Genomic DNA, 13,233 nt, shown 5'->3' on the forward strand with positions numbered 1-13,233 from the left:
GGACGAGCGGTCGGCGTGCTCGCTAGAACTCGTAGCCGTACTCCCGGAGGTCGGCCTCGAACAGGTCGGCCACCCGCTGGCGGGTCCGGTCGTCGTAGACCTCGCGGTAGTCGGGCCGGCCGGGGTCGATGTTGACGCTCTTGACGCCGGTCCACTCCAGGCCGAGGTGGTCGTAGATCTGCTGCAGGTCGGCCTCGAGGCTCTCCTGCCGGCCGGTGAAGTCGGCTCGCTTGCCGGGCGTGTTGAGGAACGCCACCTGGGGCTTGCGCAGCCGCGGGTGCTCGTCGGGAGCGTGCATCACGAACGACTCGAAGTCGGGGTGCTGCTCGATGATCGCGGCGACGAAGCGGTTGCGCTGGAGGTGGTCGACGTAGCGATCGATGCCCTGCGCGGCGCCGTCACGGAACCGCTCCATCATCCGCCACCACGACACCATCCGGGCCCACGGGTTGCGCACGAACCCCGCGGTCCAGTAGTCCGCCAGCCCGGGCTCGAGCTGGAGCAGCCGGTCGAGCGGTGCGTGCCGGTTGGCGGCCGGGATGCGGCGTACGTCGCCGAGCGCGGCGGTGAGGCCGTTGTCGATCGTCGACCCGCCGGTCTTCTGCACGTGCACGAAGAGGAACCGGTGCGAGTCGGAGATGAGCACCCGGTCACGGTATCGGGACGGTGCCGTCGGCCCCGCATGCGAGGCTCTGCCCATGCGTGAGCTCGGTGACCTGGTCGTCGACCTGAGCACGCGCGGCGACCGCGCCACGGCCGTCTACCGGGCGCTGCTCGACGCCGTGCGCAGCGGGCGGCTCGAGCCGGGGGAGCGGCTGCCCCCCACCCGGGCCCTGGCCGCCGACCTGGGCGTGTCGCGCACGACCGTGGCCACGGCGTACGACCGGCTGGTGGCCGAGGGGTTCCTGACCGCGCGCGTGGGCGCCGGCACGTTCGTGGCCGACGCGGCCCGACCGGTGCGACCGCCGCGCCGGGGCACCGACCTGGCGCCGCGCCCTGGCTGGGACCAGCAGCCGCACCCCACGAGCGGGTCGACGCCCAAGCCGGCCCACGACTTCCGGGTGGGCATCCCCGACGCGCGGCTGTTCCCGTTCGACACCTGGCGGCGGCTGGTGACCGCCGAGCTGCGCGTGGGCGCCCACGACCTCGGCGTCTACGCCGACCCGGCCGGCTATCCGCCCCTTCGCGAGGCGCTCGCGCGTCAGCTCGCCCTCTCCCGCGGCGTGACCGCGACGCCCGACGAGGTGCTGGTCACTCACGGCACCCAGCAGGCGCTCGACCTCGTGACCCGGGTCCTCGTCGCGCCCGGCGACATCGTCGCCATGGAGGAGCCGGGCTACCCGCTGGCGCGCGACGTGTTCACCTCCTACGGCGCCAGGGTGGTGCCGGTGCGCGTCGACGACGAGGGCCTGGTGGTCGACGACCTGCCGCCCTCGACCCGGCTGGTGTTCACGACGCCGTCCCACCAGTTCCCGACCGGTCCGCCGCTCTCGCTCGAGCGCCGGCGCGCGCTGCTCGACTTCGCCGGGCGGCACCGGTGCGCGGTGATCGAGGACGACTACGACAGCGAGTTCCGGTTCACCGAGCGGCCGCTCGAGACGTTGCACTCGATGGACGACGCCGGTCGGGTGCTCTACCTCGGCACGTTCTCCAAGTCGCTGGTGCCGGGGCTGCGGTTCGGCTACCTCGTCGCGCCCGAGCCTCTCCAGGCGGCGCTGCGGGCCGCGCTCCAGCTGAGCGTGGGCTACGTCGACGTGCCGGTGCAGGCGGCGCTGGCGCGGTTCCTCGAGGACGGTCTCCACGCCCGGCACCTGCGCCGGGCCCGCGCGGCCTACGGCGAGCGCCGCGCGCTGGTGCTCGAGGCGGTCCACGGTCCGCTGAGCGCGCACCTCGAGCTGGTGCCGTGCCAGGCCGGCCTCCACGTCACCACGACGCTGCGCGACCAGGAGGCCGACGACACCGACGTCGTGCGCCGCGCCGCCGAGCACGGCGTGGTCGTCGAGGCGCTCTCGTCGTACGCCGTGACGGGCCGGCCGCGCGGCATCGTGATGGGCTACGGCGCCGCCGTCACCGAGTCGATCACGCCGGGGTTGGCGCGACTTGCCGCGGTGCTGGGTGCAGCGCCGTCCACGCCACCGCGCCGGCCCCGATGAGGGCGGGGCCGAGCAGGTCGGTGCCGGTCAGGGCGAGCAGGCCGAGGGTCGCGACGAACCCCACGCCCGCGCCGCGGCGCACCCACGTGCGGGGCGGCAGCAGCCGCAGGGCGGCGGCGGTGCCCACGGCGTAGACCAGCGCGAAGGCGCCGGTGGTCATCAGCAGCGGCGCGTTGAGCGAGAGGTCTCCGGCCGTGATGACGCCCAGCGACGCGAAGCCGCCGAGGGCGACGACGCCGAGCGAGCGGCGCGGCACCTCGCCGGCGGTCGAGCCGCGGGCCAGCCAGACCGGCAGGGAGCCGTCGCGGGCCAGCGCCGCCCCGAGCCGCGCCCCGCCGGCGAAGTAGGCGTTGATCGCACCCACCGAGAGCAGCACCGCCACCACCGCGGTCACCGGTCGGGCCCACTCGCCGAAGCCGAGCACCAGCAGGTCCGAGAGCGGCGCCTTGCCGGGGTGGTCGCCGAGCACGGCGACGGTCGCGAACGCGATGCCGAGGTAGAGCACGCTGATGACCGCGATCGCGATGCCGGTGGCGCGGCCGATGTCGCGGCCGGGATTGCGGTACTCGCCGCTGAGCGAGGTCACCGCCTCCCACCCGGCGAACGCCCACACCAGCAGGGCCGCGGCCGGCCCGATGGCCAGCCAGCCGTGCGGTGCGAACGGCGTCAGGTTGCCGAGCTCGGCGTGGGGGAGCGAGACCACTGTCGCGACGAGCAGCAGCCCGCCGAGCACGAACGCGATCACGAGCTGCACCCGGCCGCTGACCCTCAGGCCGAACCAGTTCATGGCGGTGACGAGCGCGATGATCCCGCCCGTGGCGACGAGCTGGGTCTGCCGCCCGCCGCCCGCGCTGTCCGCGACGTACGCCCCGGCGAACCCCGCCGCCGTGGGCGCGCCGATCGGAATGGCGAAGTAGAAGCACCAGCCGACCACCGTCGCCGCGCGCGCGCCGAACGCCTGGCGTGCGTACGTCGACACGCCGCCGCCGTCGGGGTAGCGCGCGCCGAGGGCCGCGAACGTCGTCGCCAGCGGCACCGACAGCAGCAGGAGCAGCGCCCAGGCCAGCAGCGAGGCCGGCCCGGCCTCGTGCACCGCGAGCGCCGGCAGCGAGATCACACCGGTGCCGAGCACCGCGCCGATCGTCAGCGCCGCCCCCTGCGAGACGTCGAGCCGCCCGCCCGCCACCGAGGTCGGGTCAGCGGGAGCGGCCGGGGTCGCGAGCGAGGTCATGACCCCAGTCTCGTGGTCGCAATGGCCTCAGAGAACGGCCAATGCGTGGCTGCTTGGGTGGGCCAATCGCCGGTGGGGGCAGTTTCACCGGGTACCCGGTGAAACTGGCGCTGCCCGCATGGAGTTCCAGCCGGGAAGCGGCAGTTTCACCGGGTAGGCGGTGAAACTCGTGGCCAGTGGGACAGGTGGGACGTCAGGCCAGGTCCGAGATCTTCTCGATCAGCGCGGTCGTCGAGATGGCCGGGGTGCGAGGCAGGTAGACGACCTCGCAGATGTCCTCGAACTCGTCGAAGCGGCCCGCCCAGTCGTCGCCCATGACCAGCACGTCGGCGGCGTACTGCTCGATGTAGTGACGCTTGAGCTCCAGGCTCTCCTCCACGAACACCTCGTCGACCGGCTTGAGCGCGGCCACGATCGCGAGGCGCTCGGCCTGGCTGAAGACGGGCTCGCGGCCCTTCTTGCTGAGGTTCAGCGCGTCGGACGAGACCCCCACCACCAGCCGGTCGCCCTGGAGGGCGGCGCGCTCGATGACCCGCAGGTGCCCGACGTGGAAGACGTCGAACGTGCCGAAGGTCAGGACGGTGCGCGCCATGGCCGCGATTCTCCCAGCCGACCGCCGTGCACGAGAATCGAGGGCGATGACCGACACTGTCGCGCCCAGCGCTCCCCTCGTCGCCGGCGACCCCGCCGCCGACGCGGTCCGCCGCGCCGGGCTGCGTCGGATGCGCACGGTGGCCGTCGGGCTGCTGGTGCTCGCCGCGGTGGTGTACGTCGTCACGCGCGACCGCGACGGTTTCCTGGGGTTCGTGAACGCCGGCGCGGAGGCGTCGATGGTCGGCGCGATCGCCGACTGGTTCGCCGTGACCGCGCTCTTCAAGCACCCGCTCGGGCTGCCGATCCCGCACACGGCGCTGATCCCGAAGCGCAAGGACGACCTCGGCCGTGGCCTCGAGGAGTTCGTGGGCGAGAACTTCCTCCAGGAGGCGATCATCCGCGACCGGATCGGCGCGGCCGGGATCTCCCAGCGGGTCGGGGTCTGGCTCGCGCAGCCGGACAACGCCCGGCGGGTGGTCGACGAGGTCGCCGAGGTCGCGGCGATCGCGCTCACCAAGGTGCGCGACGAGCACATCGAGTCACTGGTCCGCGACGCGCTCACGCCGCGGTTCCGCGAGGAGCCGATCGCGCCGCTGCTCGGCGGGCTCCTGTCGGAGGCGCTCCGCGACGACCTGCACCACGGGCTGGTCGACCTCGCCCTCGAGGAGCTGCACGGCTGGCTGGTCGAGAACCCCGACACCGTCGCCGACGTCCTCGGCGAGCGGGCGCCGTGGTGGGCGCCGCCCCGGCTCAACGACGCGGTCACCGGCCGGATCCACCTCGAGCTCGTCAAGTGGGTGGGCGACATCCGCGACGACCCGCAGCACCGCGCCCGGGCGGCGCTCGACTCCGTGCTGACCCAGCTCGCCGACGACCTCCTCCACGACGCCGCCACGCAGGCGCGCGCCGAGGCGCTCAAGGAGCGCATCCTCGACAACCCGGCGGTGATCCGGTCGGCGATCTCGCTCTGGGACGCGCTGCGCCTCGCGCTGACCTCCTCGCTCCAGGACCCGGCCGGGGCCGTCCGTCAGCGGATGCTGACCGAGGTGACGGCGTTCGCGGACCGCCTCGGGTCCGACGCGAGCCTCCGGGCGCGTCTCGACGGCCTCGCGGCGGACGCCGCGGTCTTCGTCGTCGACCGGTACGGCGCCGAGGTCACCGCTGTGATCACGCACACGATCGAGCGCTGGGACGGCCGCGAGGCGGCCCGGCGGATCGAGCTGCACGTCGGTCGCGACCTGCAGTTCATCCGCATCAACGGCACCGTGGTCGGCGGCCTGGTCGGCGTGCTCATCCACGCCGTGAGCGTGGCCCTCGGCTGAGCCCCGTCGCGCGTGGGGTGCGCCCGGTTTGGGGTTCCGACACGCCCGGGTGGGACAATTGGGGACGTGAGCGACTACAACGACGTGCCGGTGGAGGACGACTCGATCAAGCTCGGGCAGTTCCTCAAGCTGGCGAACCTCATCGAGTCCGGTGGCGAGGCCAAGCAGGTCCTGGCCGGCGGGATCGTGCGCGTCAACGGCGAGGTCGAGACCCGGCGCGGCCGTCAGCTCGAGCGCGGCGACGTCGTGAGCGTGGCCGCCAAGACCGCCCGCGTGGGCGGCGAGCGCGAGTGGTCGTGACCGGCGTCGAGACCTCCGCAGCGAAGGCAGCCAGCCCTAGCTCACGCCCAGCAGGTCGACCACGAACACCAGCGTCTCGCCCGGCTTGATCACGCCGCCGGCGCCGCGGTCGCCGTACCCCAGGTGCGGCGGGATCACGAGCTGACGGCGGCCGCCGACCTTCATGCCCTGGACGCCGGTGTCCCAGCCCTGGATGACCTGGCCAACGCCGAGGCGGAACCTCAGCGGCTCGCCGCGGTTGTAGGACGCGTCGAACTCCTCGCCGGTCGAGTGCGCGACGCCGACGTAGTGCACCTCGACGGTGTTGCCGGCCGCGGCCTCGGCGCCGTCGCCCTCGGTGAGGTCGGCGATGACGAGGTCGGTCGGGGGAGTGGGGTCGACGAAGTCGATCTCTGGCTTCTCCATTGGACCCACGCTAGCGGGCCCTCGGTCAGCGACCGCCGGCCACCCGCAGCGTCGTGCCGGTGACGTACGACGCCTCGTCGCTCATCAGCCAGGCGACCGCGTCGGCGACCTCCTCCGGCTCGCCGGCGCGCTGCAGCGGGATGAGCGGCGCCACCCGCTCGAGCCGGCCCGGCTCGCCGGCGTCGGCGTGGATGCTGGTCCGGATCATCCCCGGGGCGACGCCGACGACGCGGATGCCCTGGTCGGCGACCTCCTCGGCCAGCCCGAGCGTGAGCGCGTCGACGCCTGCCTTCGCGGCAGCGTACTGGACGTACTCGCCCGGCGAGCCCTTGGTCGCCGCGCCCGAGCTGATGTTGACCAGCACCCCGCCGGACCCGCCGTAGGCCGTGCTCAGCGCCCGCACCGCGGCCCGGGCGACGAGGATCGCCGAGGTCAGGTTGAGGTCGACGGTCCGGCGGATCACCTCGACGGGCGTCTCGGCCAGCGGCCCGATGTGGAACGTCGCGCCGGCGTTGTTGACCACACCCGTCAGCGGCCCGGCCGCCTCGAACAGCTCGTCGACGCCGTCGGGGGCGAGCAGGTCGGTGCGCACGAGCGTGCACTGCCCGCCGGCCGCCTCGACGTCCGCCCCGGCCAGCTCGGCGGCAGCGTCGTCGTGGGCGTAGCCGAGCACGAGGTCGTGCCCCGCCCGCGCCAGGCGGTGGGCGATGGCGGCGCCGATGCCGCGGGTGCCGCCGGTGACGAGGGTGCGGGGCCTGGTGCCGGTCAAGTCTGGTGCACGTAGGAGTCGAGCTGGTCGCGCTCGAACTCCAGCTGGCTCATCTTGTGCTTGACCACGTCGCCGATCGACACGATGCCGACGAGGACGCCGTCCTGGACCACCGGCACGTGGCGGATCCGGCGCCGGGTCATGACCTCCATCAGCTCGTCGAGCGTGCTGTCGGGCGCGGTGGTCTCCACGACCTCGGTCATGATCGCGCGGACGGTGTTGTTGACGACCGTGCCGTCGTGGTGGAGGTGACGCACCACGTCGCGCTCGCTCACGATGCCTTCGACGGTCTCGCCGTCCGTGCTGACGATCAGCGCCCCGACGTTGTGCTCGGCGAGCAGCGCGAGCAGCTCGCGCACGCCGGCGTCGGGGGTGATGGTGACGACCCCGCGCTCGGCCTCGGGCTGGGGCTTGGCGTTGAGCACTTCGACGATCTTCATCGCGACCTCCCGGGACGCTCGGTGCTCGGTGGTGGGGAGACACGACCGTAGCGAGCCGAGCCGGTGCTGAACAGGGGACCTTTCATGACTCGGGATGCCCGTCGGGTCCGGGCTCCTCATCGGCCTCGTCGGCCTGGTCCGTGACGTCGACCGGCCGCGGACCGCGGGGCCGCAGCTCCGAGACCGAGCCCGGTCCCGAGGGCTGCCAGTCGGGGTCGTCGTCGTCGTCCATCGAGCCCAGGAACGACAGCGCCACGTCGTGCAGGTGGCCGTTGGTGGCCAGTGCGTTGCCGCCCCAGGGCCCGTCCTCGCCGGCCAGCGAGGTGAACGTGCCGCCGGCCTCGCGGACGATCACGTCGAGCGCCGCCATGTCGTGCACCGCCAGCTCGGGCTCGGTCGCGATGTCGACGGCCCCCTCGGCGAGCAGCATGTAGGACCAGAAGTCGCCGTAGGCCCGCGTCCGCCACACCCGTCGCATGAGGCCGACGAAGTCGTCGCCCTGGCCGCGGTCGTCCCAGCCGCGCAGCGAGGAGTAGGACAGCGAGGCGTCCTCGAGGCGGCGTACGTCGGAGACGTGGCACTGGGTCGCCTTGAGCAGCGAGCGGCCGGTCCACGCGCCGGCGCCCGACGAGGCCCACCACCGTCGCTGCAACGCGGGCGCGGACACCACGCCGAGCACCACCTCGTCGTCGACGGCCAGCGCGATCAGCGTCGCCCAGACCGGCACACCGCGGACGAAGTTCTTGGTGCCGTCGATCGGGTCGATGATCCAGCGCCGCTGGCTGTGGCCGGTCGAACCCTGCTCCTCGCCGGTGACCGCGTCGCGCGAGCGGACCCGCGACAGCGTGCGGCGGATCGCCTCCTCGACGGCCTCGTCGGCGTCGGTCACCGGCGTGAGGTCCGGCTTCGACATCACGTGGAGGTCGAGCGCCTTGAACCGCGCGGTCGTCAGCGAGTCGGCGTCGTCGGCCAGCACGTGCGCCAGGCGGAGGTCGTCGGTGTAGTCAATGCCGCGTTCCGCCACAACCCCACCCTAGGCTGCGTTGAACCATTCCCGGCGGAGGTACGTGAGCAAGGACATGTGGGAGTTCAACGGATTGCCTCTCCACCCTCTGGTGGTGCACGCCGCGGTGGTGTTCGGACCGCTCGCGGCCCTCGTTGCGATCCTCTACGCGCTCTGGGGCCGCCGGCGCGACCAGTTGCGGTGGGCCACCCTCGGTCTGGTGATGCTCGCATTCCTGTCGATCTGGGCGGCATACCTCACCGGTGACAACTACTTCGGGAGCGATCACTTCACCAGGGTGAGCCAGGAGCTCCGCGACAAGATCGAGCACCACGAGGAGCTGGCCGATCAGCTGCGGTGGATCACCACAGGGTTCTTCGCTGTCACGGTGATCGCAGGTTGGCAACACGCCCGCGCGGGCGCGGCGCGCTACGCCCTGAACGGTCTGGTGGTCGTCGCGGCGGTGCTGACGCTGGTCTGGGTCGCGATGACGGGCGACGCCGGCTCCCAGGCGGTCTACGGCTGATCGTCAGTACGCCGGCTCGCTCCGCGCCGCGAGCAGGCGCCGGAACGACGCGACCCGGTCGGGGTCGGCCTGCCCGGCGGCGACCGCCTCGTCGAGGCCGCACTCGGGCTCCCCGTCGCCGTGGGTGCAGCCGCGCGGGCAGTCCTCGGTGAGCTCGTCGAGGTCGGGGAAGGCCTCGATGAGGTCCTCGGGTCGCACGTGCGCCAGCCCGAAGGACCGGATGCCCGGGGTGTCGATGATCCAGCCGTCGTCGTCGGGCAGCGGGAGCAGGTAGGCCGACGTCGAGGTGTGGCGTCCGCGACCCGTGACGGCGTTGACGATGCCGACCTCGCGCTCGGCGTCGGGCACCAGCGCGTTGACCAGGGTCGACTTCCCGACCCCGCTCGACCCGAGCAGCACGCTCACCCGTCCCGACAGCCGCTCCTCGAGCTCGGACAGGTCGCCGCCGCGCCGGGTGACCACCCACGGCACGCCGAGGGAGCGGTAGGTCGCCAGCAGCTCCTCGGGCGAGGCGAGGTCGGCCTTGGTGAGGCAGAGCAGCGGCGCCATGCCCGCGTCGTACGCCGCTACCAGCGCGCGGTCGATCAGCCGCGGCTGCGGCTCGGGGTCGGCGACCGCGGTGACCACGACCAGCTGGTCGGCGTTCGCCACGATGACCCGCTCGACGGGGTCGTCGTCCTCGGCGGTGCGCCGCAGGGTGGTGAGACGCTCGGTGACCTCGACGATCCGGGCCAGCGTGCCCTCGGCGCCCGAGACGTCACCCTCGACGCGCACCCGGTCACCGACCACGACGCCGCGGCGGCCCAGCGGCCGTGCCTTCATCGCGGTGACGACCTGACCGTCGACGAGCAGCGTGTAGCGGCCGCGGTCGACGGTCACGACCACGCCCTCGGCGGCGTCGTCGTAGCTCGGGCGCTCCTTGGTCCGGGGCCGGGTCCGACGCCGGGGACGCTCGTAGTGCTCGACGTCCTGATCGGAGTAGCGCCCTGTCGGCATCAGCGGCCCGCGTCGAACAGCCGCGACCAGAAGCCGGCGAAGTCGGGGAAGGTCTTGCTGGTCGTCTCGACGTCCTCCACGAGCACGCCGTCGACCGCAGTGCCGACGATCACCCCGGCGTGCGCCATCCGGTGGTCGGCGTAGGTGTGGAAGACGCCCCCGTGCAGGGCCGCGGGCCGGAACGACAGTCCGTCGGGGTGCTCGACCACGTCGGCGCCCAGCCCGCCGAGCTCGGCCGCCAGCGCGGCGAGCCGGTCGGTCTCGTGGCCGCGGATGTGGGCGATGCCGCGCAGGTGGCTGGGACCGGTGGCCAGGGCGCACAGGGCGGCGACGGCGGGCGTGAGCTCGCCGGCATCGTGCAGGTCGACGTGGAGGCCCAAGAGCCCGGTGGCGGGGTCGGGGCCGCGGACAGCGAGGCCCTCGTCGACCGACCACGACACCCTGCACCCCATCTGGCTGAGCAGGTCGCCCAACAGGTCTCCCGGCTGCGTCGTGCGGCCGGGCCAGTCACGGATGGTCACCGTCCCGCCGGTGACCGCGGCGAGCGCCAGGAACGGCGCCGCGTTGGACAGGTCGGGCTCGATGAGGTGGTCGACCGCCTTCACCACGCCGGGTGCGACCGCCCAGCGGTTCGGCTCGGAGTCGTCGACGTCGACGCCGTGCGCGCGCAGCATCGCGACCGTCATGTCGATGTGGGGGAGCGAGGGCACCGGCTTGCCGTCGTGGCGGACGTCGACGCCCTGGTCGAAGCGGGCGCCGGCGAGCAGCAGCGCCGAGACGAACTGCGAGGACGCCGACGCATCGATCACGACCGTGCCGCCGCGCACCGACCCGGTGCCGCGGACCTCGAAGGGCAGCGCGCCGCGGCCGTCGTCGGCGACGTCGACACCCAGGGCGCGCAGCGCGGTCAGCACCTCGCCGATCGGGCGGGTGCGCATGTGGGGGTCGCCGTCGAAGGCGACCGTGCCGCGCGACAGACCCGCGGCCGGCGGCACGAACCGCATCACGGTCCCGGCCAGCCCGCAGTCGACGGCGGCGTCGCGGTCGAACGGGCCGGGCGTCACCGCCCAGTCCTCGCCCGTCGTGTCGACGGCCGAGCCGAGACCGGTCAGGGCCTCGGCCATGAGCAGGGTGTCGCGCGACCGGAGTGCGCGGCGCAGGACGGAGGGTCCCTCGGCCAGCGCGGCGAGCAGGAGAGCGCGGTTGGTCAGCGACTTGCTGCCGGGCAGCGAGACGACGGCGTCGACCGGGCCGGTCGCCCGCGGCGCGGGCCAGTCGCCCAACTCAGGTGGCCTTCGCCCGGACCAGGGCCGCCTCGCGGCGGGCGCTGCGCGCGAGGTGGCGGGCCTCGCGGCGCGCGTCCTTGGCGGCGCGGCGGGTGCGCCAGAGCACGCCCGGCTGCCCCTCGGTGTCGCCGGAGGCGATGACCAGGCCGCCGAGCATCGAGACGTTCTTGAAGAAGTGCACGCGCTGGGCGGCCCGCTCGGCGGGGTCCTGCTTCTCCCAGAAGCGGTGGCCGGCCGCGGTGGTCGGCACCAGCGTCGCCGCGAGCACCGCCGAGGAGAGCCGCGGCAGCCTGCCGGTGGCGAGGGCCAGGCCGGCGGCGACCTGCACCGCGCCGTTGACGCGCACGAGGGTCGCCGGGTCGGACGGCAGCTGCGGGACCACCCGCTGCAGCAGCGGCACCAGCCGCTCGGTCACCGGCTCGGCCGCGCCGGCCTTCTGCGACGCGTTGCGGACCGAGTCGAGACCCCCCACCACGAACATCGAGGCGAGCATCGGGCGGGCGAACAGTCTGCTGATGGCCATGCCTCAGTCAAACACGGTCAGCCGAGCGGTCCCAGGGTGACTCTCGCGGTGTTGTCGCCCATGGAGGGGTCGTGCAGCCCGGCGCCGGGCGTCGCGGTGATCGTCAGCGTCGTCGGCGAGAGCAGGCCGAGGCCGGCGGTGAGCAGCTGGAGCCGGCCGGCACCGGTCATCGCGCAGGTGGCGGTGTTGACCCCGAGGAGGGTGCAGCGAGGGTCGAGGCTGAGGCTCGCGTTGAGCTGGTCGCCGGTGAGCGTGACCGTGCCGCGCTGCCCGGCGCCAAGTCCGGCGACGTCGACCATCACCACTGCTGCAGGGCCGATCGCCGCCGTCGAGGCGCTCACGCGCACGTCGACCGCGGTCGGGTCCGAGGGGGGTTCCGGTGTCGGGTCGTCGGTCGGCTCGTCGGTGGGGCCCTGCGTCGGGCCGTGGGTCGGGCCGTGCGTGGTCGGCTGGGTCGGCTGGCTCGACTGGGTCGGCTGGGCCGGCTGGGTCGGCTGGGTCGGCGACGTGGGCGGCGCCGCGGTGCCGCCCGCCGTCGGCGCGGAGGGCGAGGCGGCCTGGGAGGGCTTGCCGGGCTTGCCGGGCTTCCCGGGCTTCCCGGGGCGCCCGGACGGCACGCTCGCGGCGGGCGGGAACTGCGCGGGTGCCTCGGCCACCGTGTCGCGGTCGCCGCCGTCGGGCGCCGAGCCGATCAGCGCGGTGCCGCCGAGCACCAGGGCGGTGACCGTGAACCCGGCGACGGCCGTACCGGCCAGGACCTTGCCGGGGCCGGTGCGGAGGAAGCCCCCGAACGAGGCCAGCGCCGACGGGGTGGCCGCGACCGGCACGTCGCTGAGGTACGCCGCCGCGGCGCCGCCGAGGAACAGCGGCGCGAGCAGGCCGCGCAGGTCGGTGTCCACCTCGACGAGCTCGAGGTAGATCGCGGTGCAGGGGCGGCAGCACTCGAGGTGGGCCGAGACACGGGCGGCCTCGCGGGTCGACAGTCCGGCGCGGATGTAGGCGCCGAGGTTGGCGCGGGTGGCCTGGCAGGCCGAGCGCGGCTCGCCCGCGTCGTGCACGTGCATCGACACGAACGCCTGGCGGAGCCCCTCGCGCGCGCGGTGCGCGAGCTGGGAGACGGCGTTGGGGGTCAGGCCGAGGAGGGGCGCCACCTCGGCGGGCCGCTGGCCCTCGACCTCGGTGTGCCAGAGCACGAGCTGCCAGCGCTCGGGCAGCGAGGCGAACGCGCGCGAGGCGGCCTCGGACTCGAAGCCCGCCACCGCCGACTCGGTCGGGGCGTCCGGCATCCCCTCGTCGAGCACCTGCTCGTCGTCGGTGGGCCGGGTGCGGGCGAGCGAGCGGTGCCGGTCGACGTCGAGGCGGCGTACGGCGGTGAGCAGGTAGGGACGGAACGCCACGTCCGGTCCGTCCCCGCGCGCCAGCACCGGCAGCACCTTGGCGAAGGCCTCCGCGACGAGGTCGTCGGCGTCGCCGTCGCGCGCGAGCGAGCGGGCCAGGCGCCGGGCGGCGTCCACGTGGCGCTCGAACAGCACGCCGTAGGCGTCGGTGTTGCCGCCGCGGACGGCCGCGATCAGCGTCGCGTCGTCCCGCTCGTCGAGCACCCCCGTGGTGGCCGTCACGGAATGACAACGGCGCAACCCGCAAAGGAGCACGTGGCGGTCTGGACCAGCTGGATCGGGATGTCC

Annotated in this window: 14 protein-coding genes and 1 pseudogene; 4 read left to right on the forward strand and 11 right to left on the reverse strand. The window is 73.9% G+C overall.

Going from position 1 to position 13,233, the window contains the following annotated elements; all coding sequences use genetic code 11:
• Nucleotides 1-22 precede the first annotated feature (22 nt).
• Complete coding sequence (locus tag G514_RS0105435) at nt 23-646, reverse strand: sulfotransferase family 2 domain-containing protein (RefSeq protein ID WP_036563746.1); 624 nt, start codon at nt 644-646, stop codon at nt 23-25.
• Nucleotides 647-698: 52 nt separating this feature from the next.
• Here G514_RS0105435 and pdxR point away from each other — a divergent pair, with 52 nt between their 5' ends.
• Nucleotides 699-2,153 (forward strand): MocR-like pyridoxine biosynthesis transcription factor PdxR, encoded by a 1,455-nt coding sequence (pdxR, locus tag G514_RS0105440; protein WP_036563747.1) that lies wholly within the window; start codon nt 699-701, stop codon nt 2,151-2,153.
• On the opposite strand, the gene G514_RS0105445 is transcribed toward pdxR, so the two are convergent.
• Nucleotides 2,080-3,384 (reverse strand): APC family permease, encoded by a 1,305-nt coding sequence (locus G514_RS0105445; protein WP_051246885.1) that lies wholly within the window; start codon nt 3,382-3,384, stop codon nt 2,080-2,082. The genes pdxR and G514_RS0105445 overlap by 74 nt on opposite strands.
• A 193-nt stretch (nt 3,385-3,577) precedes the next feature.
• Nucleotides 3,578-3,976: an FAD synthase family protein gene (locus tag G514_RS0105450; RefSeq protein ID WP_028650925.1), complete on the reverse strand. Its 399-nt coding sequence runs from the start codon at nt 3,974-3,976 to the stop codon at nt 3,578-3,580.
• 46 nt (nt 3,977-4,022) lie between these two features.
• Between G514_RS0105450 and G514_RS0105455 the strand changes: the two genes are divergently transcribed.
• Nucleotides 4,023-5,300, forward strand: a complete 1,278-nt coding sequence (locus G514_RS0105455; RefSeq protein ID WP_028650926.1) for a DUF445 domain-containing protein — start codon at nt 4,023-4,025, stop codon at nt 5,298-5,300.
• A 66-nt stretch (nt 5,301-5,366) separates the two neighbouring features.
• Entirely contained in the window at nt 5,367-5,600 is a 234-nt protein-coding gene (locus G514_RS0105460) for an RNA-binding S4 domain-containing protein (RefSeq protein WP_028650927.1), read from the forward strand.
• A 36-nt stretch (nt 5,601-5,636) separates the two neighbouring features.
• Here the strand turns inward: G514_RS0105460 and G514_RS0105465 are convergent, their stop codons facing one another.
• From G514_RS0105465 to G514_RS25085, 4 genes and pseudogenes are all read right to left on the reverse strand, one after another.
• Entirely contained in the window at nt 5,637-6,005 is a 369-nt protein-coding gene (locus tag G514_RS0105465) for an FKBP-type peptidyl-prolyl cis-trans isomerase (protein WP_028650928.1), read from the reverse strand.
• A 25-nt stretch (nt 6,006-6,030) separates the two neighbouring features.
• Nucleotides 6,031-6,774 (reverse strand): SDR family oxidoreductase, encoded by a 744-nt coding sequence (locus tag G514_RS0105470; protein ID WP_028650929.1) that lies wholly within the window; start codon nt 6,772-6,774, stop codon nt 6,031-6,033.
• Entirely contained in the window at nt 6,771-7,214 is a 444-nt protein-coding gene (locus G514_RS0105475) for a CBS domain-containing protein (RefSeq protein WP_028650930.1), read from the reverse strand. The genes G514_RS0105470 and G514_RS0105475 overlap by 4 nt, the downstream gene beginning before the upstream one ends.
• Before the next feature lie 238 nt (nt 7,215-7,452).
• A pseudogene (locus tag G514_RS25085) lies at nt 7,453-8,223 on the reverse strand (inositol monophosphatase family protein); the annotation flags it as partial.
• 70 nt (nt 8,224-8,293) lie between these two features.
• On the opposite strand from G514_RS25085, the gene G514_RS0105485 reads away from it, so the two are divergent.
• Entirely contained in the window at nt 8,294-8,743 is a 450-nt protein-coding gene (locus G514_RS0105485) for a DUF2231 domain-containing protein (RefSeq protein WP_036563748.1), read from the forward strand.
• Between the two features lie 3 nt (nt 8,744-8,746).
• Here G514_RS0105485 and rsgA read toward each other — a convergent pair whose 3' ends face one another.
• The 4 genes from rsgA to G514_RS29000 are packed head-to-tail and all read right to left on the reverse strand — an operon-like array spanning nt 8,747 to nt 13,167.
• The gene (gene rsgA, locus G514_RS0105490; RefSeq protein ID WP_028650932.1) at nt 8,747-9,739 is read right to left on the reverse strand and encodes a ribosome small subunit-dependent GTPase A; all 993 of its coding nucleotides are present in this window, start codon (nt 9,737-9,739) and stop codon (nt 8,747-8,749) included.
• Complete coding sequence (gene aroA, locus G514_RS0105495) at nt 9,739-11,022, reverse strand: 3-phosphoshikimate 1-carboxyvinyltransferase (protein ID WP_028650933.1); 1,284 nt, start codon at nt 11,020-11,022, stop codon at nt 9,739-9,741. The genes rsgA and aroA overlap by 1 nt, the downstream gene beginning before the upstream one ends.
• Nucleotide 11,023: 1 nt before the next feature.
• Nucleotides 11,024-11,548, reverse strand: coding sequence for a DoxX family protein (locus G514_RS0105500; protein ID WP_028650934.1), 525 nt, complete (start codon nt 11,546-11,548; stop codon nt 11,024-11,026).
• A 17-nt stretch (nt 11,549-11,565) separates the two neighbouring features.
• Nucleotides 11,566-13,167 (reverse strand): sigma-70 family RNA polymerase sigma factor, encoded by a 1,602-nt coding sequence (locus G514_RS29000; RefSeq protein WP_051246891.1) that lies wholly within the window; start codon nt 13,165-13,167, stop codon nt 11,566-11,568.
• Between the last annotated feature and the right edge of the window lie 66 nt (nt 13,168-13,233).

The organism is Nocardioides halotolerans DSM 19273, from assembly GCF_000422805.1.
Classification (GTDB): domain Bacteria; phylum Actinomycetota; class Actinomycetes; order Propionibacteriales; family Nocardioidaceae; genus Nocardioides; species Nocardioides halotolerans.